Origin of the sequence: Actinopolymorpha rutila (assembly GCF_013407855.1) — a bacterium.
Taxonomy (GTDB): domain Bacteria; phylum Actinomycetota; class Actinomycetes; order Propionibacteriales; family Actinopolymorphaceae; genus Actinopolymorpha; species Actinopolymorpha rutila.
The window spans coordinates 2,416,417-2,442,901 of record NZ_JACBZH010000001.1 but is presented as its reverse complement, the minus strand read 5'-3'; the positions used below and the strand labels follow the sequence as shown (position 1 = coordinate 2,442,901).

Annotated in this window: 22 protein-coding genes; 11 read left to right on the top strand and 11 right to left on the bottom strand. The window is 71.1% G+C overall.

What is annotated here, in order from left to right:
* Positions 1-9: 9 nt before the first annotated feature.
* Entirely contained in the window at positions 10-876 is an 867-nt protein-coding gene (locus tag F4554_RS10930) for an SDR family oxidoreductase (protein WP_179787280.1), read from the top strand.
* Between the two features lie 49 nt (positions 877-925).
* Here the strand turns inward: F4554_RS10930 and F4554_RS10925 are convergent, their stop codons facing one another.
* Positions 926-2,209, bottom strand: coding sequence for an alpha/beta fold hydrolase (locus F4554_RS10925; protein WP_179787279.1), 1,284 nt, complete (start codon positions 2,207-2,209; stop codon positions 926-928).
* A 289-nt stretch (positions 2,210-2,498) separates the two neighbouring features.
* Between F4554_RS10925 and F4554_RS10920 the strand changes: the two genes are divergently transcribed.
* A complete protein-coding gene (locus F4554_RS10920) occupies positions 2,499-3,290 on the top strand; it encodes an alpha/beta fold hydrolase (protein WP_179787278.1) in 792 nt (263 codons plus the stop codon).
* Positions 3,291-3,363: 73 nt separating this feature from the next.
* On the opposite strand, the gene F4554_RS10915 is transcribed toward F4554_RS10920, so the two are convergent.
* Positions 3,364-4,845 (bottom strand): antitoxin Xre/MbcA/ParS toxin-binding domain-containing protein, encoded by a 1,482-nt coding sequence (locus tag F4554_RS10915; RefSeq protein ID WP_179787277.1) that lies wholly within the window; start codon positions 4,843-4,845, stop codon positions 3,364-3,366.
* A gap of 107 nt (positions 4,846-4,952) precedes the next feature.
* Here F4554_RS10915 and F4554_RS10910 point away from each other — a divergent pair, with 107 nt between their 5' ends.
* The 4 genes from F4554_RS10910 (at position 4,953) to F4554_RS10895 (ending at position 8,039) form a co-directional block, all read left to right on the top strand.
* Entirely contained in the window at positions 4,953-5,777 is an 825-nt protein-coding gene (locus F4554_RS10910; RefSeq protein WP_179787276.1) for a GntR family transcriptional regulator, read from the top strand.
* Positions 5,778-5,834: 57 nt separating this feature from the next.
* A complete protein-coding gene (locus tag F4554_RS10905) occupies positions 5,835-6,281 on the top strand; it encodes a hypothetical protein (RefSeq protein ID WP_179787275.1) in 447 nt (148 codons plus the stop codon).
* A gap of 109 nt (positions 6,282-6,390) precedes the next feature.
* A complete protein-coding gene (locus F4554_RS10900; protein ID WP_179787274.1) occupies positions 6,391-7,218 on the top strand; it encodes a hypothetical protein in 828 nt (275 codons plus the stop codon).
* Complete coding sequence (locus F4554_RS10895; protein WP_179787273.1) at positions 7,215-8,039, top strand: hypothetical protein; 825 nt, start codon at positions 7,215-7,217, stop codon at positions 8,037-8,039. The genes F4554_RS10900 and F4554_RS10895 overlap by 4 nt, the downstream gene beginning before the upstream one ends.
* Positions 8,040-8,110: 71 nt before the next feature.
* On the opposite strand, the gene F4554_RS10890 is transcribed toward F4554_RS10895, so the two are convergent.
* From F4554_RS10890 to F4554_RS10865, 6 genes are all read right to left on the bottom strand, one after another.
* On the bottom strand, positions 8,111-9,178 hold the full coding sequence (locus tag F4554_RS10890) for a DNA polymerase IV (protein ID WP_179787272.1): 1,068 nt from the start codon (positions 9,176-9,178) through the stop codon (positions 8,111-8,113).
* A gap of 28 nt (positions 9,179-9,206) precedes the next feature.
* Positions 9,207-10,514, bottom strand: coding sequence for a Bcr/CflA family efflux MFS transporter (locus tag F4554_RS10885; RefSeq protein WP_179787271.1), 1,308 nt, complete (start codon positions 10,512-10,514; stop codon positions 9,207-9,209).
* Positions 10,515-10,881: 367 nt separating this feature from the next.
* Positions 10,882-11,556, bottom strand: a complete 675-nt coding sequence (locus tag F4554_RS10880; protein ID WP_179787270.1) for an SDR family oxidoreductase — start codon at positions 11,554-11,556, stop codon at positions 10,882-10,884.
* A 303-nt stretch (positions 11,557-11,859) separates the two neighbouring features.
* Positions 11,860-14,706 (bottom strand): vitamin B12-dependent ribonucleotide reductase, encoded by a 2,847-nt coding sequence (locus F4554_RS10875; RefSeq protein ID WP_179787269.1) that lies wholly within the window; start codon positions 14,704-14,706, stop codon positions 11,860-11,862.
* 225 nt (positions 14,707-14,931) lie between these two features.
* Positions 14,932-15,426: a transcriptional regulator NrdR gene (gene nrdR, locus F4554_RS10870; RefSeq protein ID WP_179791437.1), complete on the bottom strand. Its 495-nt coding sequence runs from the start codon at positions 15,424-15,426 to the stop codon at positions 14,932-14,934.
* A 476-nt stretch (positions 15,427-15,902) separates the two neighbouring features.
* A complete protein-coding gene (locus F4554_RS10865; protein ID WP_202889244.1) occupies positions 15,903-16,358 on the bottom strand; it encodes a LysM peptidoglycan-binding domain-containing protein in 456 nt (151 codons plus the stop codon).
* A 117-nt stretch (positions 16,359-16,475) separates the two neighbouring features.
* On the opposite strand from F4554_RS10865, the gene F4554_RS10860 reads away from it, so the two are divergent.
* The 3 genes from F4554_RS10860 (at position 16,476) to F4554_RS10850 (ending at position 18,637) form a co-directional block, all read left to right on the top strand.
* The gene (locus tag F4554_RS10860; RefSeq protein ID WP_179787268.1) at positions 16,476-16,919 is read left to right on the top strand and encodes a hypothetical protein; all 444 of its coding nucleotides are present in this window, start codon (positions 16,476-16,478) and stop codon (positions 16,917-16,919) included.
* 70 nt (positions 16,920-16,989) lie between these two features.
* Complete coding sequence (gene lexA, locus F4554_RS10855) at positions 16,990-17,727, top strand: transcriptional repressor LexA (protein WP_179787267.1); 738 nt, start codon at positions 16,990-16,992, stop codon at positions 17,725-17,727.
* 73 nt (positions 17,728-17,800) lie between these two features.
* Positions 17,801-18,637: a hypothetical protein gene (locus F4554_RS10850; RefSeq protein ID WP_179787266.1), complete on the top strand. Its 837-nt coding sequence runs from the start codon at positions 17,801-17,803 to the stop codon at positions 18,635-18,637.
* A 33-nt stretch (positions 18,638-18,670) separates the two neighbouring features.
* Here F4554_RS10850 and F4554_RS32990 read toward each other — a convergent pair whose 3' ends face one another.
* A complete protein-coding gene (locus F4554_RS32990) occupies positions 18,671-20,839 on the bottom strand; it encodes an ATP-dependent DNA helicase (protein WP_179787265.1) in 2,169 nt (722 codons plus the stop codon).
* 142 nt (positions 20,840-20,981) lie between these two features.
* Here F4554_RS32990 and F4554_RS10840 point away from each other — a divergent pair, with 142 nt between their 5' ends.
* On the top strand, positions 20,982-22,889 hold the full coding sequence (locus F4554_RS10840; protein WP_179787264.1) for a S9 family peptidase: 1,908 nt from the start codon (positions 20,982-20,984) through the stop codon (positions 22,887-22,889).
* A 112-nt stretch (positions 22,890-23,001) separates the two neighbouring features.
* Here F4554_RS10840 and F4554_RS32985 read toward each other — a convergent pair whose 3' ends face one another.
* Complete coding sequence (locus F4554_RS32985) at positions 23,002-23,760, bottom strand: GIDE domain-containing protein (protein WP_179787263.1); 759 nt, start codon at positions 23,758-23,760, stop codon at positions 23,002-23,004.
* Positions 23,761-24,053: 293 nt separating this feature from the next.
* On the opposite strand from F4554_RS32985, the gene F4554_RS10830 reads away from it, so the two are divergent.
* On the top strand, positions 24,054-24,686 hold the full coding sequence (locus tag F4554_RS10830) for a rhomboid family intramembrane serine protease (protein ID WP_179787262.1): 633 nt from the start codon (positions 24,054-24,056) through the stop codon (positions 24,684-24,686).
* 95 nt (positions 24,687-24,781) lie between these two features.
* Here F4554_RS10830 and hflX read toward each other — a convergent pair whose 3' ends face one another.
* The gene (gene hflX, locus F4554_RS10825) at positions 24,782-26,275 is read right to left on the bottom strand and encodes a GTPase HflX (protein WP_179787261.1); all 1,494 of its coding nucleotides are present in this window, start codon (positions 26,273-26,275) and stop codon (positions 24,782-24,784) included.
* Positions 26,276-26,485: the final 210 nt, after the last annotated feature.

Here is a 26,485-nt window from a genome sequence, read left to right as displayed (position 1 = left end):
CGACTCCTGATGTCGAGCCCCCTTACCGCGAGCCTGATCGGCGTCACCGGCGCGACCGGCCGGCTCGGTGGCCGTGTCGCACGTCGGCTGGCCGCCGCGAGTGCCCGTCAGCGACTCGTCGTCCGCGACCCGGCGCGGGCGCCGCAGCTGCTGGGCGCGTCAGTCGTGCGTGGAGCGTTCGGTGACCGTGAGGCTGTGCGCACTGCACTGAAGGACGTGCCCACCGTCCTCATGGTGTCGGCGTCGGAAACTCCGGACCGGGTGGCACAGCACCAGGCGTTCGTCGACGCGGCCGCAAGCGCAGGCGTCGAGCATCTGGTGTACATCTCCTTCTACGGAGCCGCACCAGACTGCACGTTCACCCTCGGCCGCGACCACTATGCGACCGAGCAGCACATCCGCGCGTCCGGTCTTCGGTTCACCTTCCTACGCGACAACCTCTACGCCGATTTCCTGGCGGCCATGGTCGACGAGGACGACGTGATCCGGGGCCCGGCGGGTGAGGGGCGCGTCGCGGCGGTGGCCCAGGACGACATCGCCGACGCCGCCACCGCGGTACTACTCGACCCGGGCGCGCACGTGGGAGCGACCTACTCGCTGACCGGACCGCAGGCCCTGTCACTGGATGAGGTCGCGGCCACGCTGACCGCTGAACTGGGACGCCCGGTGAGATACCAGGACGAGACGATCGAGGAGGCGTACGCGTCCCGCGCCGGCTATGGGGCACCCCGGTGGCAGGTCGACGCCTGGGTGTCGACCTACACCGCCATCGCCAACGGCGAGGTCGCCGGCGTAACCGACGACATCCCCCGGCTGACCGGGCATCCCGCAACCGCGTTCTCCGAGCTCCTTCGCCGCGGCGGGTCCGCCTACTAGGGTCACCCCGACCCACCATCCTGCGGACAAAATCAAGGACCTCGACGGATCACGGGGTCTCGCGGGCGAGGTCGAGCAGCCGCCCGAAGACACCACCCAGCCGCAGGCCGTCGTGCTCGTGCTCGTTGGTGATCCACGGCGTGAGCCGGGCGACGGCGTTGGCGGTGGCCAGCGAGTGCTCGCGAGCGACGTACATGTCCTCGTAGTAGAGCGCGGCGTACGTCGGAACCTTGTTGAGGGCAAGGCGATCCGGGTCGTACAGCGCCGGCCAGTCGTCCTTGGCCGCGAGCTGGTCCGCGGCCTCCCGCAACGGAATCAGAGCCGGGTCGGCGTCGAACACGAACGGGTAGATCATCTCGCCGGTGAACAGGAACGGCGTGTCCACACCGAGGGCGAACTCCGGCCGCTGCGCGTACAGACGTTCGGCCGACCAGTCCGAAGCCGTTCCCTGGCAGTAGATCGACTCGTGCAGCACCGCGTACAACGGGTTGGTCGCGAAGCTCACTCCGCTCGCGACACCGGTCAGGAACGTGTCGGACAACTCGGGTCCGCCCACGCCGTCGACGAACGCCTCCTCCAGCAGGTAGTGCAGGCCGTCGAAGTTGCCGCGCATACCCAGCCCCATCCCGGCGGTCTGGAACCTCCGGGCGGTCAGGCGTTCACCGGTCGGCAGGTGAACCTCGTTGTGGCGCAGGTGTTCCACGATCCGTGCACACAGGTCACGGTCGCCGGGATGGCGGTCGAAGTAGCGCGCGTTCTTCTCCGCGGTGCGCACGTAGGTGAGCGCGTACACCTCGTCCGCGCCGCCGCCCAGTGGCGGCAGCCCGCCGGTGACGTACACCTCCTTGAGTCCCTCGGGCGCGAACGAGAGGTACGTCAGCGCGCAGAAGCCGCCGTAGCTCTGACCGAGCGCACTCCAGGGCTGGTCGCCCTGAAGTTCGCGGCGCAGGAGTTCGGCGTCGGCGACGATCGAGTCGGCCCGGAAGTGGGTGAGGTACTCCGCCTGGGCCCGAGCGTCGCCCCGTCGCGGCAGGGTCTGCCGGTTGGCGGGGGTGGACAGGCCGGTGCCCCGCTGGTCGAGGAGGACCACGCGGTAGTCCCGCAGCGCTCGGGCGAGCCATCCGCTGCGGCTGGTCGGGCGGTGCCCCTTGCCGCCGGGTCCACCCTGCAGGTACACCAGCCGCGGCAGGTCGGCGTCCGCCTTGGCCGGGTCCACGACCTCGCGCGCGTAGACCTCGATCCGCTCGCCGTCGGGTCGGGTGTGGTCCAGCGGAACGTCGAGGGTGTACTCGGTGCACGCAAGGTCTCGTTGACGGTAGGTCCGCGACCGCACGGACGCCTCCTTCGCTCGGGGCCGGCGGCGCCCGGCCGCCGGAGTCCTCGACCAGGCCCGCGGGCGAAGTGCGCGCCGAGCCCGATCGCTCCCCGTCAAGATAGAGGGGCGGTACGACGGCGAACGGCTGGGACGAACCCCCGCAGGCCCGGCAGGTGGGCGCTCCGGACACCTGCCTCGTCCGGCTCTCGCGCCAGTGCGTTCCGGCGCCGCTCCTGCCAGTGGCCAAAAGCGGTGGTCAGGCGGGGAAGGCGTGGCGAAAGATCGCCAGTCCGCTTACATATGCGGCATGACCACTCGGTGGGAGCGCCCCGGACCTGTGCGCGGCCGGATGTTGTTGGTACACGGAGAGCTGTCCCAGTCCTCCACGTGGTGGTGGGTCGGCCCGGCGCTGGCCGACCAGGGCTGGCAGGTGAGTACGGTCGACCTGCCCGGCCACGGCGACATGCCGCACGACGGGCGCCCGCTGGACCTGCCGACCCTGGTGCAGGGCGTCGCCGAACGCCTGCCCGGCCGGGTCGACGTCATCGCAGGCCACGGGCTGGGCGCGGTCGTCGCGCTGGCGCTGGCGAACCGGTTCGTCGACCTCGCCCAGGCCGTCGTCCTGGAGGAACCGCTCAGCTCCCGCGAGGAGGACCGCAGCGCCCTCGTCGAGGCGGTCGTCGCGGCGACCACGGTCGCACGTTCGGACCTCGAACACCTCGAACTCCAGCTCCGCACCAACCATCCCCAGTGGCACCCGGAGGACGTCTCCCACGCGACCGAGGCGATCGCCGCCACCGACGCCGAACAACTCCTCGCCGGCCTGCGCGAGCCGCGCCCGTGGGACCTGCCGGCCCTGGTCGGCACGCTGCGCGTCCCCGCGTTGTTCCTCGTCGCCCCTGACGAACCGCACCCGTCCGGAACCGGCCGGCTGAGCACGTTGCGCGGGCTGGACCGGCTGGCCGCGGAGCGGTGCGTACCCGCCGAACGGTTCGTCGTGCTGCCCGGCGGCCACCACCTGCACCGCGACGTTCCCGACCGGTGGCTGCAGGCGGTGACTCGCTTCGCCGACGAGGTGTGCCCGCCCCTGGAGGAGTGACCTCGCCGGGTCGTACGGCGCGGCCCATCGCTCGGGGGTCAGTCGTTCGAACGGCCGGGGCGTACTGGGCCGGTCAGTCGTGCGGGTCGTTGGCGCGCAGCCGCAGCGCCGTCACCGCCGCCGACCGCCCGGTCTCGCTCAGCAGGTGAACGCCCTTGTCCGCGGCGACCACGAGGGGCAGGCGACCCGCGGCGATCTCCGCCGCGGCGTCACCGGCCGGGTCGGGCCCGTCGAAGTCATCCGGATCACCGGATTCGTCGGCGTCGTCGGCGTCATCGAGATCCGACCCACTCTGGATGGTGCCCCCGCAGTCCGGACAGATCTCGTCCTCCGCGGCGTCCTCCTCCAGGTCGCCTTCCCAGCCCTCCGGGTCGTACGTCACGAACCCGAACATCGACCCGCGCCGCAGCCAGATCCAGATCGCCGCCTGGGTCAGCCGCCAGTGGACCGGCTCGCCCTCGGGCGTACGGAACATCGGCGAGACCATCTCGTGGGCGGCCGCCGCCACCTGAACCCAGTACGTCGGCTTGGTCAGCAGCATCGCCGCGGCGACCTCGTTCACCGCCTGGTCGTACGGCGAGTCACCCAGCCAGGCCCGCGCCGCGAGCTCCCACAGCTTGACCGGCTCCTCCAGCGCGGCCCGGCCCCGCGCCGACAGGCGGAGCATCCCCTGCCGCTTGGCGACCAGCTTGTGATGGCGGAGCAGAAGGTGCAGGTCCCGCAACTGAGGCAGGTCCAGCTCACGGCTCACCCGACCGGGCGTGGGCTTCCAGCCGAACAGCTCGTCGGCCTCGCGCGCGATCTCCGGCGGGAGGTAGCCGCGCTGGGTGAGCCGCACGCCGTCGCCGATCCGGGCGAGCAGCCACACCAGTGGCTCGGGTTCGGCGGAGGGCACCGTCACCGGACGGTGGATCAGCGGCTCGACCAGGCCGAGGACGCGCCCGCGTATCTGTGGGCCCGCGTCGATCCAGGTCTGCCGGCGGTCCTTGTGGATGACGTCGAGGGGACGCTCGCCGTCGAAGTACCGCGACGGCGTGGTGAGCCAGCGTTCGGTCAGCGCCTGCTGACGGCGCCGCCAGCCGGGGTGGCCGGGTTCGTACTCACCGGCGACGACGGCCGTCTCCAGCACCCGCTGCAGTTCGTCGTAGGCGCTCGCCTCGGCGCTGCTGACGCTTCGGCGCCAGGTGAGCAGGTCGGTGTCGGGTGGGTTGGTGCCGGTGCGTTCGATCGCGGCGTTGGCCGCCTCGATCCCCTCCTCGCGCGAACGCGCGTACGCCCCGAACACCTGCTCGGTCTCCTCCGACCGGGCGAGCCCGGCGAGGGTCGGCCGGCTGGCGAGCTCCAGGAGCTGGGCGGCCGCCTCGGCAACTCGCGGCCACTCGTGCGAGGGCAATCCCCACGTGACCGGAAGCAGGATCCAGAGGAACCGCTGGATCTCGATCTGGCCGACCTCGCTGAAGTCCCGGAGATCGCCCACCAGGAGGTCGACGACGTTGCGCGCGTCGTCGACGAGATCCTCGGGCATTCGCGCCAACAGCATGTCGTGGCGACCCATCCGGCAACATCCTCTCCAGCTGATGATCACTGGCGTCTCCAGGATCACACAAGGTGCCGATCGAGGACGAGACGATCTCGGGCGGTTCCTCAGGTCGATACTGGACCATGTCGCGGACCCGTCACGAGATCGACCCGAGCACGTTGACGACCGGCGCCCTGTCGGCCGGCCGACCCAAGGGCCACCAGTTGCGCAAGATACTGGAGGACCTTGCCGGACGCTTGCCGCCGGGCGCGCTGCTGCCGTCCGAACGCGTCCTCGCCGACCACTTCGAGATCTCCAGGACGACCGTACGCCAGGAGATCCAACGGTTGGTCACCGACGGTGTCCTGTTCCGGCGGCACGGACACGGGACCGTCGTCGCCGAGCCCCGGCCCGCGCACACCGACCTGCTCACGTCGTTCAGCCGGGACATGCGAGCCCGCGGCCTGTCCCCGGGCTCCCGGGTGCTGTCCTCGTCGGTGGAGCCAGCCGGGCCGAGGATGGCCGCACGGCTGGAGGTCGAGCCGGGCTCAGCCGTACTGCATCTCGTACGCCTGCGGACCGCCGACGGGGATCCCATGGCCCGGGAGAGTACGGACGTGTCCCTCGCCAGGTTTCCGGGCCTGGACGAGGTGGAGTGGGAGCGGCAGTCGCTGTTCGACACGCTGGAGGAACGGTTCGGCGTACGACCGGCAACCAGCGAGGCTCGCATCCTCGCGGTGCTGCCGGAACCGCACGACGCCGAACTCCTGGAGGTCGGCTCCGACCAGCCCTGCCTGCTCATCGAGGCGGTGACCCGGGACGGAGCCGGGCAGGTACTGGAGGCCGAACGCTCTCTCTACCGCGGCGACAGGTACGACGTCCTGGCCCGGGCCAGAACCGCCGCCGACCAGCACCACGACGGCCTCGCTGGCTGTAACGGACGAAGGGTGCGACAGAAAGCAACATGAGGGTATCCACCTGTGGAAAACACTCACCCGGGTGGCGAAAATGGCGCACTATCAGGTATGGCCAATTCCAGGTCGGACCTTCGCGATCCGGCCGCGGCTCTCGCCGGGATCGCCCGGCGCCACCAGCTGCGGCCCGGCATGGTCATCATCGGGCTGGTCGAGCACCCCAGCACGATCCAGCACCTGCTCGACACGACTGTGCTCTACGACGCCGCACAGGCGCCGGAGCAGGCCCGCCACTGCGGTGTCCTGATCCAGCGGGCGGCGGAGCGGTTGTTCGGGCCGCGACTCATCCTCGGCCAGCCGCGACATACCTTCCTGACTGTTGTCGTACGCCGTGGTCCGCTGGTCGTCACCAGCGAGGACCAGCGGTGGTTCGACGGCTGGCGGGAGGCCGAGCACCGGCTGCCGGTGCTGGACGGGACGCTGGTGCTGTTGACCGACCAGGGATGGATGTGCGCCGACAAGAAGCGGGTCGGGTTCCTGCCCGCGTTGGTGGCCTGAGCTCCGTGCGCGGGGGAGATTTCGTCCGGGCTTCCATCATGTGACCGATGGCCTGCGGCCGACCGCGCGAGGCTTTATGCTCGCGATCGGTTTGTCGGAGGAGTACGTCATGCCCGCACGGTTCAACGCGCCGCCCAACTGGCCGGTCCCGTCAGGCTGGACTCCGCCTCCCCACTGGAAGCCGGACCCCGCGTGGGGCCCACCGCCCTACGGCTGGCAGGTGTGGGTCGAGGAGTCGCCGTCGCGCTCGGCGTGCCGACGCCGCCACGTGCTGGTCGCGTTCGGGGTCGTCGCCGGTCTGGGCAGCATGCTCGGCTACGTCCAGGCCTTCTCCGCACCCGAGCCCGCCCCCGCGACGTTCACCACCAACACCGAGGACGCCGGCAAGCCGGCCGCCGAGCGCCCGGCGCCCACCTCCCGCGAAGGTGCCGGTCCCGCCGCACCCGGCACCGAGGTCGACGTCTCCCGGCAGGATCCCGTGCCCTACAGCGTCTCCCCGCCGAACGTGGACACGCCGCCGCCGACCCGGAAACCGCGGACGCCGGCCTCGCCGGGAGAGGGTTCCGGCCGACCGGGTGCGCCGGCGGCGTCCCCGAGGGAGACTCCGCCCGACGCGGCGAACGGGCAGCGCGCGCCCTCCCCCGGTAGGAGCCCATCCCGCGTGCCCGGTCCTGGCGCCCTGCCCGGCCACGAGACGAACGGGTACCCACACCGGCTGGGCGGCGGCCTGGGTCCCTGGTCGCGCCATCACTCCGACCACTCGCACCAGCGCCCCCGCTTCGAGCAGCCCGTGGAAGCCCTCCGGCGGACCAGGTCGGCGTCACCGACCACCGCAGGACCGGCCACCGCAGGACCGGCCACACCGACACCCGCGCCCACGCGGCCGTCGGCTCCGGGCTCCGCTGCCGGCCGTCCCGACCGGGGTCGCTCGTCATGACAACCGCCTCCGGTGCACCGCTGCCCGGGAGCGACCTCGCGGGTGAGTGGACGCGGGACCGGATCCTGGCCGTCGCCACGGACTGGGTGTGGGTGCCCGACGACGCCACGGAAGTACGCACCGACGACTACCACCTGATCGCCTACCCCGAATGGTTCTCCTCCGGCGCCCAGGTCGCGTGGTGCCGGTCGGAGCGTCCGCCCGACGCGCTCGTCCACGAGGTTGCCGGCCAGGTACGCCGGTGGGGCCGGGACCAGGTGAGCTGGTGGCTGTCGTCGGCGAGCCGGCCCGCCGACCTGGAGTCCTGGCTGCGAACCGCCGGTGCGGCGCTCAGTGAAACCGTGGAGGTCCTCGCGTACGACCTGACCGGCCCGCTCCCCGACGTCGGCGCGGTGGACGTCCGGTGCGTGCCCGTCGACGACGCCCGCACCCTGGCCGACGCGCACCTCGTGGCGGGGGAGGTGTGGGGAGGAGACCAGCCGCCGTCGGACCAGCTGGACCGCGAGCTCGCCGACTGCGCGCGGCCGATCGATGAGCGCGGGGAGTTCCGGGTCGTGGCGTACGCCGGGAACGAGCCGGCTGCGACCGGCGGCTGCACCCTCGCCGGCGGGACGGCCAGGTTGTGGGGTGCCGCGACCCGGCCCGCACTGCGTGGCGGCGGTGCCTACCGCGCCGTTCTGCTGACCAGGCTGGCCATCGCCCGCGACCACGGCGCGACCCTGGGCCTGGTGAAGGGGCGGATCGCCACGTCGGGTCCCATCCTGCGCCGGGCCGGCTTCACCGCGTACGGACGTGAACGCAGGTACCTCCTGCCGGTGTGACCCGCTGGCCGCCGACCGCACGGCCTGCCGACTCCCGATCTACGGACCCGCCGGCTGCCGACCCGCGGGCGTCAGGACTCCGCCTCCTCGGCGAACTCCGCCCGCACCCCCAGCAGCCGGACCGCCCGGTCACCGCCGCGCCGGTCCGTCCGCTCCTGCGCCGAGAACCTGTCCAGCGCCGCGAGCGCGCCCTCCTCGATCGCGGCCGGGTCGCCGGTCGGTGCCGGCAGCCGCACGCTGCGGGTCAGCGTCACGAACGGCGCGAAGCGCACCTTGATCCCCACCCGTGCCGCGGGCCGCCCCTCCGCCCGCACGTCCTGCGCCACCCGCGCGGCGAGCAGGACGACCTCGGCCCGAACGGCCGCCCAGTCGGTGAGGTTCTCCTGGAACGTCGTCTCCCGGCTCCGTGAGCGCGGCACGTACGGCGTACCGACCACCGGCGAGGTGTCCGCACCACGGGCGAGGCGGCGAAACCACGGCCCCATCGTCGGACCCAGCCGGTCCGCGAGCAGGTGCGGGTCCGCGGCCGCGAGCCCGCGAACCGTGTCGATGCCGAGGTCGGCAAGCTTGCGTGCGGTCTTCGTCCCGATCCCCCACAACGCGTCGGTACGCAGGTCACCCATCACCGCCCACCAGTTGTCCTCGGTGAGCCGGAACACCCCGGCGGGCTTGCCGAAACCGGTGGCCAGCTTCGCGCGCAGCTTGTTGTCCCCGATGCCGACCGAGCAGTTCAGCCGGGTCCGCTCCCGCACCGCCTCCTGGATCTCACGGGCCACCGACTCCGGGTCGTCGGTGTGCACCTCCAGGAAGGCCTCGTCCCAGCCCATCACCTCGACGACCGCAGGGAACTTCCGCAGGGTGTCCATGACCCGTGCCGAGGCCTCCTCGTACGCCGGGTGGTCGGCGGCCAGGAACACCGCGTCCGGGCACCGCTTCGCGGCGGTCCGCAGCGGCATCCCCGACCGCACCCCGAACTCGCGGGCCTCGTACGACGCGGTGGCCACCACCCCGCGCTGGGTCGGGTCGCCGGAACCACCGACCACCACCGGCCGGCCGGCGAGCTCGGGCCGGCGAAGCACCTCGACGGCGGCGATGAACTGGTCGAGGTCGACGTGCAGGACCCAGCGGTGGGTGTCCACGCCCCCAGTCTGCCCGGCCGCCTGCCGGTCAGTGCGGGAGCGGCGCGGCCTGCTCGCGCTCCACTGTCGTGGCGATCCCCTCGTCCACGACCGTCGCGCCTTCGGTGTGTGACCCGCCGGACCCACGGGTGCGGGGTTCGGACGGTGCGAGCGCGAGCGCGATCGCGAGGACGCCGAGCACTCCGGCCGCGATCACCCCCGCCATCGGGACGGCGGTGTGCGAGCCGAGTGAGCCGATGAACGGGCCGGCGCCCGCGCCCACCATGAACTGCGTCATGCCGACCATGGCGGCCGCCGTGCCCGCCGACTCCGGGTGCCGGTTCAGCGCCAGCGCACCGGCGTTCGGCAGCACCAGGCCGATGCTCGTCATCAGCGCGAACAGCGGGACCGCGAGGCCGGCCAGCCCGAACGCTCCGGTCGTGGCGGTGAACACCAGCGCCACCGCCGCGATGACGCTGAGCCACAGCGCCCTGCGCAGGATCTGGAACGGCGGGATCCGCAGCACCAGCCGCGCGTTCCACTGGCTGGCGGCGACCAGGCCGACGGAGTTCATGCCGAACAGCAGGCCGTACGTCTGCGGGGACACCCCGTGCACCACCTGGTAGGCGAACGGCGAGCCGGAGACGTAGCCGAAGATGGCGAGAAAGCCGAACGCCGACATCCCGGCGTACCCCACATAGCGCCGGTCGCACAGCAGCCTGCGGTAGGTGCGCAGCGTCCCCACGACCCCGCCCGAGCGACGACGCTCGACGGTCAGCGTCTCGCGTACGAACAACGCGACGACACCGGTCATCACCAGCCCGAACACCGCGAGCAGCCAGAACAGCCCGCGCCAGCCGGTGAGGCCGAGCAGCTGGCCGCCCAGGGTCGGCGCGATGACCGGCGCCACACCCATCACCAGCAGCAGCCGGCTCAGGATGCTGGCGACCATCGGGCCGTCCACGAGGTCACGCACCAGGGCCTGGGCGAGCACCGCACCGGCGGAGCCGGCCAGGCCCTGCAGGAACCGGCCGACGGCCAGCGCCTCCACGGAGGGCGCGAGCGCGCAGAGCACCGAGGCGACGGCGTACCCGGCCATCCCGACCAGCAAGGGCCGGCGGCGGCCGATCGCGTCCGACAGCGGGCCGATCAGCGCCTGGCCGATCGCCAGGCCCACCAGGCAGGCGGTGAGGGTGAGCTGCACCAACGGCTCGGTGGTGTGCAGGGAGCGGGCGAGCTCGGGGAACGCAGGGAGGTACAGGTCGATGGACATCGGGCCGATCGCGGTGATCGAGCCGAGGAGCAGGACAAGCAGAGGCATCCGGGGCACGCCGGCGTTGCCGGCGGAGGTACGCACAGTGGACTCCGAACGAATCGTGGGTGGCACGGGCGAGCGGGTATACGCAGGGCCGAGCGTCTGTTCACGGCACGCCGTCCGCGGCCAACAAGGAGCGCGGGGCGTGGTCGGTGACGGGACGATCAGCGAAGAAGGCGGACGGTGAGGCGGATCGGCCGGGCGACGCTGCCCACATCGTGCCTCAGCTACATCGATACCCTGGAGCATTCCACGTCGTCGAAGTGACTCACGTCACAACGGCGGGGCTCAGGCGTGGCGGGCCGGAACTTTTCACATCGCGTTCACCGGAGTTAACGCGAGACGCAGGATTCCCGTCGGGCCGGACAGGCAGAACGCGCCGTCCGGCGCCGGCGACTTTCGTGGTCGGTCAGCCTTCCCGGGCTATCCGCGCCACCGCGTCCTCGATCGACTCGTCGCCACCGACGAGTTCGAGGACCATCCCGGCGGTCGCCGGGGCGTCCAGCAACGCGGCGAGGACGGCGGCCACGTCGTCCCGGCTGACCGACCCGCGGTCGACCCGCGGCGCGAGCCGGACCCGCCCGGTGCCCGGCTCGTCGGTGAGGTGCCCCGGCCGCAGGATCGTCCAGTCCAGGTCACGTTGGCGCAGGTCCTCCTCGGCGGCGAGCTTGGCCCGCAGGTAGGCCACGAACACCTCGTCCACGCCCTCGGGGGTGGCCCCGTCGCGGACAGATTCGACACCCATCGACGACACCTGGAGGAACCGCCGCACCCTGGCCTGCTCGGCCGCGGTGGCCAGCAGGACTGCCGCGCCCCGGTCGACGGTGTCCTTGCGGGCTACCCCGCTGCCTGGCCCTGCACCCGCGCTGAACACCGTGGCGTCGGAGTCGGCCAGGAGGTCGGACACCTCGTCGACGTCGGCGTGCTCGAGGTCGAGGACGGCCGGCTGGACGCCGACGGCCTCCAGGTCGGCGGCGTGAGCGGGGTTGCGGATGATCCCCACCACCTCGTCCCGGCGCCGCGCCAGCAGAGTCCCGAGCCGGATCCCGACCTTGCCGTGGGCACCAGCCAGTACGACGCGCATCGTCGCCGCCTCCTCCTGTGTCGCCGTGTGTTGCCGGGTGTCGCCGTACCCGCGGGTCGCGGTACTCGTCAGTCGCCGTGCTCTTGGTAGCCGCGCTCGATCGTCGCCGAACTCCTGCGCCGCCGAAGGTCGTCACCTCTCCTGCGCGCGTACCCCGGTCCCGCTCGCGGAGGACGTGGACAGGTTGTTGCCGAGTGAACTGACGTCCACCTGACCACGGCCTGGAAATACCCGCAACCGGCTGTCCCCCGAAACCGGACTTTCGGGGGACAGCCGGTTGCTACCGGTCGCTCGTGCGCGGACTCAGCTGCAGCCGCTGGTGCTGCCGCACCCCTCGCAGACGAAGCAGCTTCCGGCCGGGCGCATCTTCGTACCGCAGGTGAAGCACAGCGGCGCGTCGGCGGTCGTGCCCTGGATCGCCTCCAGCAGTTCGGTCGAGGTGTGCGCCTCGACCGGTGCCGGCTTGGCGGCCGGGGCGGACGCGGCGGCCTCCTCGACCTCGTCCACCTGGCGGAGCGAGGACGCGTCACCGGTGTCGATCGGCACCTCGGTCGGCTCGTACGACCCGGTCTCGAGCTGACGCTGGCGCTCGTCGGCGGAGTAGATCCCCAGCGCCGACCGCTTCTCGAACGGCAGGTAGTCGAGCGCCAGCCGCCGGAAGATGTAGTCCATCATCGACTGCGCCATCCGGACGTCGGGGTCGTCGGTCATCCCGGCCGGCTCGAAGCGCAGGTTGGTGAACTTCTGGACGAACGTCTCCAGCGGAACGCCGTACTGCAGCGCGATCGAGATGGCGATCGAGAACGCGTCCATCACCCCGGCCAGGGTCGAACCCTGCTTGCCGAGCTTCAGGAACACCTCGCCCAGCCCGTCGTCGGGGTAGGAGCCGGCAGTCATGTAACCCTCGGCGCCGCCCACGGTGAACGACGTGGTGCGCGACGGCCGCGACTTCGGCAGCCGCTTGCGGGTGGGCCGGTACTCCACGACCACCTGGGGAGCGGTCTCCTCCTCCTTCACCTCGGCCTTCTTGGCCCGGGCGTCGGACAGCGGCTGGCCGACCTTGCAGTTGTCGCGGTAGATGGCGAGCGCCTTCAGACCCAGCTTCCAGCCCTGGAAGTAGATCTCCTCGACCTCCTCGACGCTCGCCGTCTCCGGCATGTTGACCGTCTTGGAGATCGCTCCGGACACGAACGGCTGCACCGCGGCCATCATCTTCACGTGGCCCATCGGTCGGATCGCCCGGGCACCCATCGCGCAGTCGAACACCTCGTAGTGCTCGGGCTTCAGGCCGGGCGCGTCGACGACGTGGCCGTGCTCGGCGATGTACTCGACGATCGCCTCGACCTGCTCCTGCTGGTAGCCGAGGCCCGCCAGCGCGCGCGGGATCGTGTTGTTGACGATCTGCATCGACCCGCCGCCGACGAGCTTCTTGAACTTCACCAGCGCGAGGTCGGGCTCGATGCCGGTCGTGTCGCAGTCCATCGCCAGGCCGATGGTGCCGGTGGGTGCGATGACCGACGCCTGGGCATTGCGGTAGCCGTGCTTGCCGCCGACCTCCAGCGCGCGCTGCCAGGCCCGCCCGGCAGCGGACAGGACCGAGCGGTCGAGCTCGCCGACCGAGCGCACGGCGTCGTTGGCCGCAGCGTGCTTGCGGATCACCCGCTGGTGCGGCACCGAGTTGCGGGCGTACCCGGCGTACGGGCCGACGATGCCGGCCAGCTCGGCCGACCGCTTGTAGGCGGTGCCCGTCATCAGCGAGGAGATCGCGGCCGCCATCGCCCGGCCGCCGTCGGAGTCGTAGCCGTGGCCGGTGGCCATCAGCAGCGCGCCGAGGTTGGCGTAGCCGATGCCGAGCTGGCGGTAGTCGCGGGTCGTCTCCCCGATCGCCTCGGTCGGGAAGTCGGCGAAGCAGATCGAGATGTCCATCGCGGTGATGACCAGCTCGACGGCCTTGGCGAAGTTCTCCACGTCGAACTGACCGTCGTCGCGCAGGAACTTCAGCAGGTTGAGCGAGGCGAGGTTGCACGAGGAGTTGTCCAGGTGCATGTACTCCGAACACGGGTTGGACGCGGTGATCCGCCCGGTCTCGGGGCAGGTGTGCCAGTCGTTGATCGTGTCGTCGTACTGCAGACCGGGGTCGGCGCAGCCCCACGCGGCCTCGGAGATCCGGCGGAACAGCTTCTTGGCGTCGACGTCCTCGAGCACCTCGCCGGTCTGCCGGGCACGGAGGCCGAACGACGTGCCGCCCTCCACCGCACGCATGAACTCGTCGGAGACCCGCACGGAGTTGTTGGCGTTCTGGTACTGCACGGAGTGGATGTCGGCACCGCCGAGGTCCATGTCGAACCCGGCGTCGCGCAGCGCGCGGATCTTGTCCTCCTCACGCGCCTTGGTCTCGATGAACTCCTCGACGTCGGGGTGGTCGACGTCGAGGATGACCATCTTCGCCGCCCGTCGGGTGGCACCGCCGGACTTGATCGTGCCGGCGGAGGCGTCGGCACCACGCATGAACGACACCGGACCGGAGGCGGTGCCGCCGGAGGAGAGCAACTCCCGGCTGGCGCGGATGCGGGAGAGGTTGACTCCCGCACCGGAGCCGCCCTTGAAGATCAGGCCCTCTTCCTTGTACCAGTTGAGGATCGAGTCCATCGAGTCGTCGACGGCAAGGATGAAGCACGCCGAGACCTGCTGGGGCGAGGGCGTGCCGACGTTGAACCACACCGGGCTGTTGAAGCTGAAGTACTGGTGCAGCAGCATCCAGACCAGCTCGTGCTCGAACACCTCGGCGTCACCGGGGGTGGCGAAGTAGCCGTGCTCCTCACCGGCCGCGCGGTAGGTCTTCACCACCCGGTCGATGAGCTGCTTCAGGGTCCACTCACGCTGTGGGGTGCCGACCGCGCCGCGGAAGTACTTCGTGGTGACGATGGTGGACGCGTTGACCGACCAGAAGTCGGGGTACTCCACACCGCGCTGTTCGAAGACGGTCTCGCCGGTCTTCCAGTTCTGCTGAACGACGTCCCGGCGCTCCCAGGTCACCTCGTCGTACGGATGGGTGCCGGGAGTGGTGAAGATCCGGTTGACCTTCAGTCCCTTCGCCGAGCGCCCCTTGGCGCCCCCGCGGGTGCTGGGACCGCTGACCGTCTCCGTCATGCTGGTTCTCCTTGTCCTGCTGATCGTCTGCGCGGATCAGCCTCGTGGTCCGGGCGGGACGCTTCCCCTCGTCCACCCGGGCAGGTCGTGGACTTTCCTGTGTTCGTTCCGTCGTCGTGGCGGCCTCACGGCCGGGTGGGTCCGGGCCGGTGTGTCCGGGGCCGCTTCTGTCCGGCCGTCGTGCCCGGCCGTTGTGTTTGGCGCTGTCCAGGTGTTCGGCTCTGTCTAGGGCCGGGTGGGTTGCCGACCCGGCCGTGGCTCGGGCACCGTCTCGTCGTGCTCGGCACGCAGCACCGCGATCTCGGACTCGAAGTCGGCCAGGGTGTCGAAACTCCGGTAGACGCTGGCGAAGCGCATGTAGGCCACCTCGTCCAGCTCCCTCAGCGGGCCGAGAATGGCGAGCCCCACCTCGTGGGAGGGGATCTCCGCCGAACCGGTGGACCGGATCGCCTCCTCCACCCGCTGCGCCAGCTGCGCGAGGGAGTCCTCGGTGACCGGGCGTCCCTTGCACGCCTTGCGGACCCCGGTGATGACCTTCTCGCGGCTGAACGGCTCGGTGACGCCACTGCGCTTGACCACCGCGAGCGTCACCTGCTCGACCGTGGTGAACCGGCGCTCGCAGTCCAGGCACTGGCGCCGACGCCGGATGGCGGCACCGTCATCGGCGGTGCGGCTGTCGACCACCCGACTGTCAGGATGCCGGCAGAACGGGCAGTGCATCGCCTCGTGACTCCCCTCGCCGCCGGCGGGCACGACGCCCGGCCGATCTCCGTCCGACCACTCGCCGGCACCGCCTCCCCTGGGGACGAACCTGTGGATGACCTGGGGAGAACCTGTGCCTTGCGAATCACAACCTGTGGATGACTTACAGGTCTGTAACTACCACATCTAGGGGTACGCTACGTCGCTCATCCCAGGCACGCAAGGCGCACCGCGTGTCGCCGCGCACACGTGTCGGCGTCCCCGCAGGTCAGGCTCGCGGCGCGATTCGAAAGCAAGTTTCCGGCTCGGCGTGTCGGCCCGGAGATGTCGCGAATGGGAGGCATGACCGCCCGCCGGCATGGCAGCACACAGGAGTGCACGGAACGCAGGGGCATACGGACACACGCCCTCGCAGCCCGTCGGCGTTCAGCCGGCAGCACCGGCAGGGCGGGCAGCAGGCAGGCAAGGCCTGACGGCAGGGCAGAGCCTGCAGGTCAGCGGGCCTGAACGGGGACGACCAGCCGCTGGCCGACCCGCAGGTCGCCGGCGCGGGACAGGTCGTTGAGCCGGGCGATCTCGTCGACAGTAGCCCGCGGGTCGGCGTTCGGAGTGAGCTGAGTGGCGATCCCCCACATCGTCTCCCCCGGCTCCACCGTGATGGTGGTCGTGGCCGTCGAGCCGGCCGAACCACCGGCGGGCGCGTCGAACGCGGCCTGCGCCAGGAGCCCGAGGACGCCGACGAGTGCGAGCGCCGCCAGCGCCGACAACGTGGTCAGCACCAGCCGGCCCCGCCTGGTCAGCCGGAGGGTGGATGCGCCGCCCTGACCACCGGCCGGAAGCACGCACGACCGCACACCTCGCGGGCGCGGCGGACGGCGACGAACCGGCGGCGACAGCGGCGCGGGGCGCATCGGCCCGGGCGCCACCTCGCGCAGGTCGTGCCGAGCCATGCCCGGCACCTCCGTCCGGGCGGCAGCCTCCGGCATCCGGCGCGGGTGCATCCGCAGGAAGGGCTGGACGTCATGAGGTTGGACGTCACGAGGCCGGACGTCATGAGGCTGGACGTCATGAGGCTGGACGTCACGGGCCTGGCCGTCACCCGGGTGGCCGCCACCTGGGCCTACGGGCGGCGCGACCGGGCTGAGATGCCTGCGGCCGCGGCCCGGAGCACCGCCGGTCCGACGGGACACGAAGTCCTCGAGATAGACCACCGACGCGCTGTTGCTCATCGTCCGACCTCCCACGAACACCGATTCACTTCTGTCATGCCTTCGCCGACCGTCACCTCGCCGCCGGTCGCTTCGCACTTCCGCGTCACCACTTCCACACCGGCGCTCGAACGACTGTTCGACGTTCTCACTGATGGATTTCTACACCAGCCCACCGACAAGCACCAGAGTTCGCTCGAAAACACGTTCGACACAGATGTCCGAAGACTCCTTTACCTGGCGTTTCGTGTTCCGGTAAACCAATCGCGACACGCGTCGAACAGATGTTTGAAAGTGCCCTGACCAGGCTCTAGGCTCACTTCCGAGGGTCGGCAGAGTCGCGACCCGAAATCTGTGGAAGGAGACAGCCGCTATGCCCAAGCGGAAAAACACGGCGACCGAGTCCACCACGGCGACCGTCCGGGAGCTACCCGACGGACCTCCGGACGCTACCGGACTCACTCCTCGCCAACGACGCATCCTCGAGGTCATCCGCGACTCGGTCGAGACGCGCGGATATCCCCCCGCGATGCGCGAGATCGGTGACCTCGTCGGCCTCACGTCGTCCTCGTCTGTCGCCCACCAGCTCAGAGTCCTGGAGACGAAGGGCTTCATCCGCCGCGACCCCAACCGGCCCCGGGCGCTCGAGGTGCTCGCACCGTCCTCGTCCACCCGGCGCCCGTCCCTGTCGGGCGTGCCGGCCTACGACGAGACCGACAGCGGCGAGGACCGCCCGGTGCCGGCGTTCGTGCCGGTGGTGGGCCGGATCGCCGCCGGTGGCCCGATCCTGGCCGAGCAGTCGGTCGAGGAGATCATGCCGCTGCCGCGCCAGCTCGTCGGCGAGGGTGAGCTCTTCCTGCTCCGCGTGCGAGGCGACTCCATGGTGGAGGCGGCCATCTGCGACGGCGACTGGGTGGTCGTACGCCAGCAGCCCGAGGCGGAGTCGGGCGAGATCGTCTCGGCGATGATCGACGGCGAGGCGACCGTCAAGACCTATCGCCCCCGCGACGGCAAGGTCTGGCTGGTGCCGCACAACCCGGCGTACGAGCCCATCCCTGGAGACGACGCGGTAATTCTCGGTAAGGTCGTCGCCGTCCTACGTCGCGTCTGAGCAGGAGGCGACGCTCGTCACAGGAATTATCACCGGGAGTGACATGTCCGACCCAGCGGCGGAGACAGGCACCATGCCCGGATCCAATCAGGCACCCGTCAACGTGGGGGCCACGGAGTCCGGGCGTCCGGGGCCCCCGCCAAAGGAGCCGCTGGACCCCAACGCGGGGAAGAGTCTCACCATCGAGGTGGACGGGGCGCGATGGGCACGCGTCCCGATCCAGACCGCCCTGTTCGGTCGGGGCGACCAGGTGGCGGACAAGCTCAGCGACTACGTGGTCAAGACGGTCCGGCTCGCCGAGGACGACACCAGGTTCGAGGGTGCGTTCGGCGAGCCCTGGTACGTCGTGGTGAGCGAGAAGATCGTGGCGATCTCCCAGGGGCGGTCCTACTTCACCTGGGAGATCAACCCGACTCCCGCGGCCAGGGTGCTGTCGAAGTGGGTGCAGCGCACACCGCACGGCATCGGACTCGGCAGCCCGTGGACCATGCAGCTGGCGATCAAGGAGGCGGGCCTTCCGCGCATCCTGGTCGCGGCCGGCGCGAGCATCGTGGGCAAGGCAGTGGGCCGGCGCGGCTGGTTCTACCGAGTGGCCGGCCACCGGGTCAACGCGATCGACGGCCCCACTCCCTACTCCGCGTTCCCGTCCAACGTCTCCGCGAAGCTGCCGCCGAAGGCCCCCGACAAGATGGCTGCGGAGATCACCGCGGCGCTTCGTAAGGTGCTCCCCCCGGGCCCGGCGGGCACGCTGGGCGGCACCGTGGTGATCGACTCCAACGACCTGGGGCGGGACGTCCTGGGCCACGACACCAGCCAGCCGATCGAGTTCTTCGCCGAACTCTTCCGCGACAACCCGTTCGGCCAGGGCCGGCAGCAGACACCCGTCGCGGTGTGCGTCCACCGCCCCTGACCGAGCCTGCAACCGCCTGCCCGGCCCGCGGCCTCACTCCTCGCGAGCCGACCGCAGCCTGCGCAGCGCACCGATCGCGACGTCGCGGTCGCCGGTGAACCACATCGGCGGCAGCGACGCCCGCAGGAAGGTGCCGTACCGCGCGGTGACCAGCCGCGGGTCGAGCACCGCCACCACTCCACGGTCGCTCGACCTGCGGATCAGGCGACCTACTCCCTGGGCGAGCAGCAGCGCGGCGTGCGTGGCGGCCACGGACATGAAGCCGTTTCCGCCCGCCTCGTCGACTGCGCGCTGACGCGCCGAGGTCAGCGGGTCGTCCGGGCGCGGGAACGGAATCCTGTCGATGATCACCAGCTGGCAGGCGTCACCCGGCACGTCCAGGCCCTGCCACAGCGACAGCGTTCCGAACAACGACGTGTCCGGCTCGGCGGCGAACCTCCGGTGCAGCTCGCTCAGCTGCCCCTCGCCCTGGCAGAGCACCTCGACTCCCAGCCGGTCCCGCACCGCCGCGGCCGCCTCCTCCGCCGCCCGGCGGGACGAGAACAACCCCAACGTCGCGCCGCCGGCCGCCTCGACCAGCTCACTCACCTCGTCCAGGACCCGTGGAGAGATCCCGCCTCGTCCCGGCGGAGCCAGCCTGCGGGCGACGTAGAGGATCGCCTGCCGGCCATAGTCGAACGGCGAGCCGACGTCCAGAGCACGCCACGGCAGCGGCTCCACGACGTCCTTGCCACCCTCACTCTCCGAGTCGCGGTCATCTTCCCCGGAGCGCTCGGTCGCCGAGTCCCCGTCCTTCTCACTCCCGCCACGGGCCTTCCGGCCGGTCCCGCTTGTCCCGCCGGTTCCGCCGGTGCCGGTGCCGGTGCCGTCGGCCTGACCGTCCTCCCCTTCCGGAATCCGGTCGACCGGACGCAGACCCACCGACCGGGCGGCGGAGTCGAAGTCCCCTCCCAGCTTCAGCGTCGCCGAGGTGAGGACACAGGTCCGTTCGGCGAGCAGCTTCTCCCGCAGCAGTCCCGCGACCGACAGCGGCGCCACCCGGAGCTCCGGACCGCCACGCTCGCGTTCGGCCACCCACACCACGTCGTACGGCGACAGCACACTGACGCGTTCGGCGACGTCGCGGATCTGCTCGACGTAGGACCGCGCCTGCCGACGACCCGACTCGGCGTCGGAGTCCTTCTTCTCGCTGGGAAACGCCGACCAGGCCGCGCGCGCGGAGTCGCGGACCAGCGCGACCGCGGCGGCGAGCTCGGAGCTGGGAGTCTCCACCCTGCCCAGCGGGGCGGACGCCAGCGCCGAGCGCAGCGCCTCCCCCGCGTCCTCCAGCGGATCGGCCTCGCCGCCCTCACAGAACGGGTGTGCCCTCCGTGCGGCGCGTTCGATCATGCCCGGGGAGAGTTCGGCCGAGGCGGTCCCGGTCACCCGGGCGGCGAGCTCGTGCGCCTCGTCGATGATCACCACGTCGTAGTCCGGTAGCACCGAGATGTTCTCCAGCGCGTCGATCGCGAGGAGCGCGTGGTTGGTGACGATCACGTCGGCCGAGTGCGCGCGCTCGCGGGCGCGTTCGGCGAAGCACTCCCCGCCGTACGGGCAGCGCTGCGCCCCCAGGCACTCCCGCGAGGAGACCGAGACCTGCGCCCAGGCGCGGTCCTGGTGAGTGGGTGCGGCGTCCCGGTCACCCTCGCCACCGGTCTGTGACTGCGTGGTCGCCCACGACCGAAGCTCCAGCACCTGCCGGCCGAGCGGACCGCTGGGTACGCGTTCCAGTAGCGCGCCCTGCTCGTCGGGCACGCCGTCGCGGACGCGGTGCAGACAGGCGTAGTTGTTGCGTCCCTTGAGAATGGCGTACGCCGGACGGCGTTCGAGCCGCTTCTCGATCGCCTCCGCGAGCTGCGGAAGATCGCGCCCGACCAGCTGGGCCTGCAGCGCGAGGGTGGCGGTGGCCACCACGACCGGACGCTTTCGGCCACCGGGGTTCAGGAACGCCGGGACGAGGTACGCGAGGGACTTCCCGGTGCCGGTACCCGCCTGGACCACGAGGTGCTCGCCGGTGGCGATCGCCCGGGCGACCGCGTCGGCCATCACCAACTGGCCGGGACGCTCCATGCCGGCGAGGGCATCGACGGCGTCGTGGAGCAACTCTCGCACGCGGTGGTCAGGACGTTGCTGGTCGGCGGAACCCCGCGCTGCGTCGGCCATCCCGCGAGGCTATACCGGCGGCGGTCCGGGCCGAACCGACGGCACCACACATCTGGATCCAGCTGGACACGGCTCGGTTCGGCCGGGCGCTCGGGCACGTACCGGCCTGCCAGATGTCCCCGGGATGTGGTGGGATCGCTGCATGACCTACGACGCCGTTCCGCTCATCCCCCGCGCGGTCCTGTTCGGGAACCCGACCTACGCGAGCCCCACGGTCTCCCCCGACGGCACACTGCTCGGCTTCGTCGCTCCCGAGGACGGCGTGCTGAACGTCTGGGTCGGCCCGGTCGACCGCCCGCAGGAGGCGGTGCCGCTCACCCACGATCGCGGCCAGGGCATCCGGGTCTTCGGCTTCTGCCACGACGACCGGACGTTGTTCTACCTCCAGGACGCCGACGGCGACGAAAACTGGCGGCTGCACCTGCTCGACCTCACCAACGGCCGCGAGCGGTGTGTCACGCCGTACGACAATGTTCAGGTCCGCGTCCTCGGCCACAACCGCTGGCACCCGACGACGATGCTGCTCGGCATCAACAGGGACCGGCCCGAGCTGCACGACGTCTACGAGCTCGACCTGGAGACCGACGAACTGCACAAGCGGATCGAGAACCCCGGCTTCGTGGGCTGGCTGGCCGACACCGACCTGGAGGTGCGTGGCGCGGCCTCGATCACCGAGGACGGCGGCTCGATTTACTACCTCGCGGATGAATCGGGCGACTTCCATCCCTGGCTGGAGGTGTCCGCCGAGGACACCAACACCACCAGCCCGCTGGGCTTCTCCCGCGACGGCCGCACTCTCTACCTCGTGTCGTCGGTGGGGGTCAACGCCGCCCGGCTGGTCGAGGTCGACCTGGCCGGGGCCGAGCGGGAAGCCGAGCAGGGCGACGGACCGGGCAACGGACAGACGGGCGGCGACGGCAGCACGCAGACGGTGCTCGCCGGGGACGACGCCTACGACGTCGGCGGGGTCGAGTTCGACCCGCAGACCAGAGCGCCGCAGGCGGTGATCTTCGACAAGGACCGCGAGGTCTGGGAGTACATCGACAAGGACTTCGGCCTGGCCGTGGAGGAGGTGCGATCCGCGCTGGGGATCGACGGTGAGCTCGGGATCACCCGGTCCGAACGCAGCGAACGCACCTGGCTGATCTCGGTGGTGCCCTCCGACGGCCCGGTGCGCTACTACCTGTACGACCGGCCGACGAAGAGCCTGAAGTTCCTGTTCTCGCACAAGCCGGACCTCGCGGGCTATCCGCTGGCTCCGATGGAGCCGTTCGCGTTCACCGCCCGGGACGGGCTGGAGATCCACGGCTACCTGACGTTCCCGCCCGAGTCCGAACGCCGCGACCTGCCGGCGGTGCTCAACGTCCACGGCGGCCCGTGGGCCCGTGACAGCTGGGGCTACAACGCCGAGGCGCAGTGGCTGGCCAACCGTGGCTACGTCAGCGTGGAGATCAACTACCGCGGTTCCACCGGCTACGGCAAGGCGTTCGGCAACGCCGGCGACAAGCAGTGGGGCCGGACGATGCACACCGACCTGCTGGACGCCGTCGAGCACCTCGTCGGCCAGGGCCTCGTCGACCGCGACCGGGTGGGCATCATGGGCGGGTCGTACGGCGGTTACGCGGCCCTTGCCGGTGCGGCGTTCACCCCGGAGGCGTTCCGCTGTGCGGTCGACCTGTGCGGGCCGTCCAACCTGCTCACCCTGCTCAGCTCCATCCCCCCGTACTGGAAGCCGCTGGTGGCGATGATGTACGCCAAGGTGGGTGACCCGGAGACCGAGAAGGACATGCTGTGGGAACGCTCCCCGCTGTCCCGCGTCGACGACATCGCCATCCCGGTCCTGGTCGCCCAGGGCGCCAACGACCCGCGGGTGAAGCAGGCCGAGGCCGAGCAGATCGTGGAGGCGCTGAAGGCGAAGGGACTCCCCCACGAGTACCTCCTGTTCCCCGACGAGGGGCACGGCCTCGCCCGGCCGGAGAACCGCGAGATCTACTACGCCGCGGCCGAGCGCTTCCTGTCCGAGCATCTCGGCGGCCGCACGGAGTCCTGAGGCTCGCCCCCATCGCTCCGCTCCCGCCGTACACCGGCGGGGTCGCCCGTACGCCGATCATGTGAACCGTCGGTCGGCCGGGCCATGGTGAGCTCACCGTGGCCCGGCCCGGTTACTGGAACATGCCGACCACTGCCGAGGCGACGCCGACTGCCGCCGCGACCACGGCCGCGATCGTGAACGTCCGTTGCCGGGAACGTGACCTGGTGAGCAGCTCGGCCTCGGTCCGCGTGCTGACGATCGAGGGCCGGATGAGGGCGAGTTCGCCGCTCCCGTCGCTCGCCTCGCCGAGAACGTAGACCTGGCGGCCGGGACGCAGGACCCACTCCTCGTACTGATATCCCTCGGTGCCCGAGTCATCGCTCGGGATGCTCATGCGGAACTTCCCGAGCTGGATCGTGGTCGGGCCCTCGCCGGGGTCCCGCTCGAACCGGTCGAGCACCTTCTGTGCGCCGTCGACGTCGACCGAGCCCGGGTAGACGGTCACCACGCCGGTCACGTCCTGTACGAGGAAGGGCTGGTCGGAGGCGTGTTCGGACATGACCTCGGTACGGCTGACCCGCCGGGTGCCCCCTTTGCTGTCGCGCCGGGTCTCCGAGTACTTCCGCGTCACCACGTGCCGGTGCCACACGCAGTCGACCTTCGCGAGCTCGGACTTCAGCGGCCCGGCCCCACCGGCGCACAGGCGGCCGGTCACCTCGACCCGGTAGCGGAAGGCACCCGGCCCGGCGGCCTGCGCGGCGGCCTGCTGCAGGACACCGAGTTCCTGCGCGCTCAGGGTTTCGGTGGTGATCATGGCGTGCTGCCTGGCACGCGCGCACCGCGCGAAGTACGCGCACACAGCCCCGACGACCAGGACGATGACGCCCACGACGATCATTCGACTGGCCCCCCCGGTTCGTTAGAGAAATACCCGGATGATCCTAATGTCCACACGGGCCCGGGAGTACTGGCCGGACGCTGCGAGGCGACGAGAAATCCCCTGACGGAGCACGGACTCGTCCGACGAAGAACCACGGATGCCACTACCCCGCGGGCTCACCCAGACGCTGGGTACCGGGCACAGCGGGCTCGCCTGCAGGCGTGCGAGCTGCTGGCATGAGAAGCTGCTGAGAATCGAGGGCGTCCACCCGCGCCCTTGCACCGATCAGGCAGGGTGGGGACATGGCCTTCGAGACCTCCCGGTGGTCCGACCGACGCGGATCCGGTCGGGCACCCGACCCCGGCGTCACGGGTCTGAAGGCGCTCATCGGCCTGATCGGCCTGATGTGGGTGAGCGAGATCGCCGACATGCTGCTCGGCCATCACCTGGACGGCTACGGCATCCAGGCGCGCGAGACCGAGGGGCTGCTCGGCATCGCGTTCGCACCGTTCCTGCACGCGGGCTTCGGCCACCTGATCTCCAACACCATCCCGCTGCTGATGCTGGGCGCGATCATCGCGGTCGCCGGCGCGGCCCGCCTCCTGCTGGTCACGGGACTGATCGCGCTCGTCAGCGGCCTCGGCACCTGGCTGACGTCACCGCCGGGATCGGTGACGATCGGCGCGAGCGGTGTGGTGTTCGGCTATGCGTCGTACCTCGTCGCCCGCGGCATCTTCAGCCGCAGCCTCGGGCAGCTCCTGATCGGCCTGGTGGTCATCCTGGTGTGGGGCGGTGCGTTGCTGAGCGGACTGCTCCCCCAGGCCGGCATCTCCTGGCAGGGGCATCTGTTCGGCGCCATCGGCGGCGTCCTCACCGCCGGCCTGCTCAGCGACGGCCGGCGCCGGCCGCCGTCCGTCGCGAGCTACCCCGGCTAGCGGGCCGGCCGGGTGTCTCGGGGGATCAACCCCCCGAGGACACCCGGCGACGCGAGAGCGTTGCAGCCGTAGGTACGCGTGACACGTCCGCGCGCTCAGGCGGTGGCGAAGCCGTTCAGGGTCGCCGCCAGGCCAGGATCGACCCGGGCGCGCAGCCGGGTGCCGTCGGCGGTGTGCTCGACCTCGATCACCTCGCCGTGCTCATGCACCTTGGCGACCAGGTCGCCGCGGGCGTACGGAACGAGCGCACTCACCTCGACCTCGGGGTGCGGCAGCTCGGCGCCGATCATCTCCAACAGCTCGGAGACGCCCGCGCCGGTGCGCGCGGAGACCACGACGGACCGGGGCAGCAACGTCTGCAGCCGGGCCAGCTCGATCGGGTCGGCGAGGTCGGCCTTGTTGATCGCCACGATCTCCGGCAGGTCGCCCGCCCCGGCCTCGGCCAGCACCTCGCGTACGGCACTGATCTGGCCCGTGGGGTCGGCGTGCGCCCCGTCCACGACGTGTACGACCAGGTCGGCCTCGGCGACCTCCTCCAGCGTCGACCGGAACGCCTCCACCAGCTGGTGCGGCAGGTGCCGGACGAAGCCGACCGTGTCGGTCAGGGTGAACAGCCGCCCGTCGGGTGAGGTGGCTCGCCGGGTCGTCGGATCCAGCGTGGCGAACAGCGCGTCCTCGACCAGCACCCCTGCACCGGTGAGCCGGTTGAGCAGCGAGGACTTGCCGGCGTTGGTGTAGCCGGCGATCGCCACGGAGGGTACGGCGTTGCGGCGGCGCCGCAGCCGCTTGGTGCTGCGGCCGGTCTTCATGCCCTCGATGTCGCGGCGCAGCTTGGCCATCCGGGTGCGGATGCGGCGCCGGTCGAGCTCGATCTTCGTCTCACCGGGGCCACGCACACCGACACCGCCGGTGCTGCCGCCGGCACGACCGCCGGCCTGGCGGGACAGGTTGCCACCCCAACCACGCAGCCGGGGAAGGAAGTAGGACAGCTGGGCCAGCTCGACCTGCGCCTTGCCCTCACGGCTCTTGGCGTGCTGGGCGAAGATGTCGAGGATCAGCGCGGTGCGGTCGATGACCTTGACCTTGACCCGCTCCTCCAGGTTGCGCAGCTGGGCGGGGCTCAGCTCACCGTCGCAGATCACGGTGTCGGCGCCGGTGGAGATCACCTCGTCGCGCAGCTCCTCGACCTTTCCGCGCCCGATGTAGGTCGCCTGGTCGGGTCGGCTGCGCCGCTGGATCAGTCCTTCCAGCACCTCCGCGCCGGCCGTCTCCGAGAGCAGCTTGAGCTCGACAAGGGAGTTTTCGGCGTCGGCGATGCTGCCACCGGTCCACACCCCGACGAGGACCACTCGCTCCAGCTGGAGCCGGCGGTATTCGACCTCGGTGATGTCGGTGAGCTGGGTGGAGAATCCGGCCACCCGCCGGAGGGCCTGGCGGTCTTCCAGGTCCAGCTCGCCTGTCGCGGGGTCGTCCACCGGATACTCCCGGTCGACCACCGTGAGGCGCAGGTCGGCGTCGTCCGCCGGTGCCGTCTGGGCCGTCGTGGGCAGACGGTCGGCGTCGGTGTGATCTTCGCGTCGTAGTGTCATACAACTCCAGTCAACGCCACGGGTCGGCCGTAGCTTCCCCAATCGTGGCACCTCCTAGCCCGTCGTGCATCCGGATATGTCGCGGCTGCGTCGATTCCGGTCCCGCGAGTCGTGCCGCTCGGCCGGGCCCGGACCCCGGCCTCCCGCCCGCCGGGTGGCCCGGCTGACCGAAACCAGCCCATCCGGACCGACCCGGGCCGGTTCGGTGGC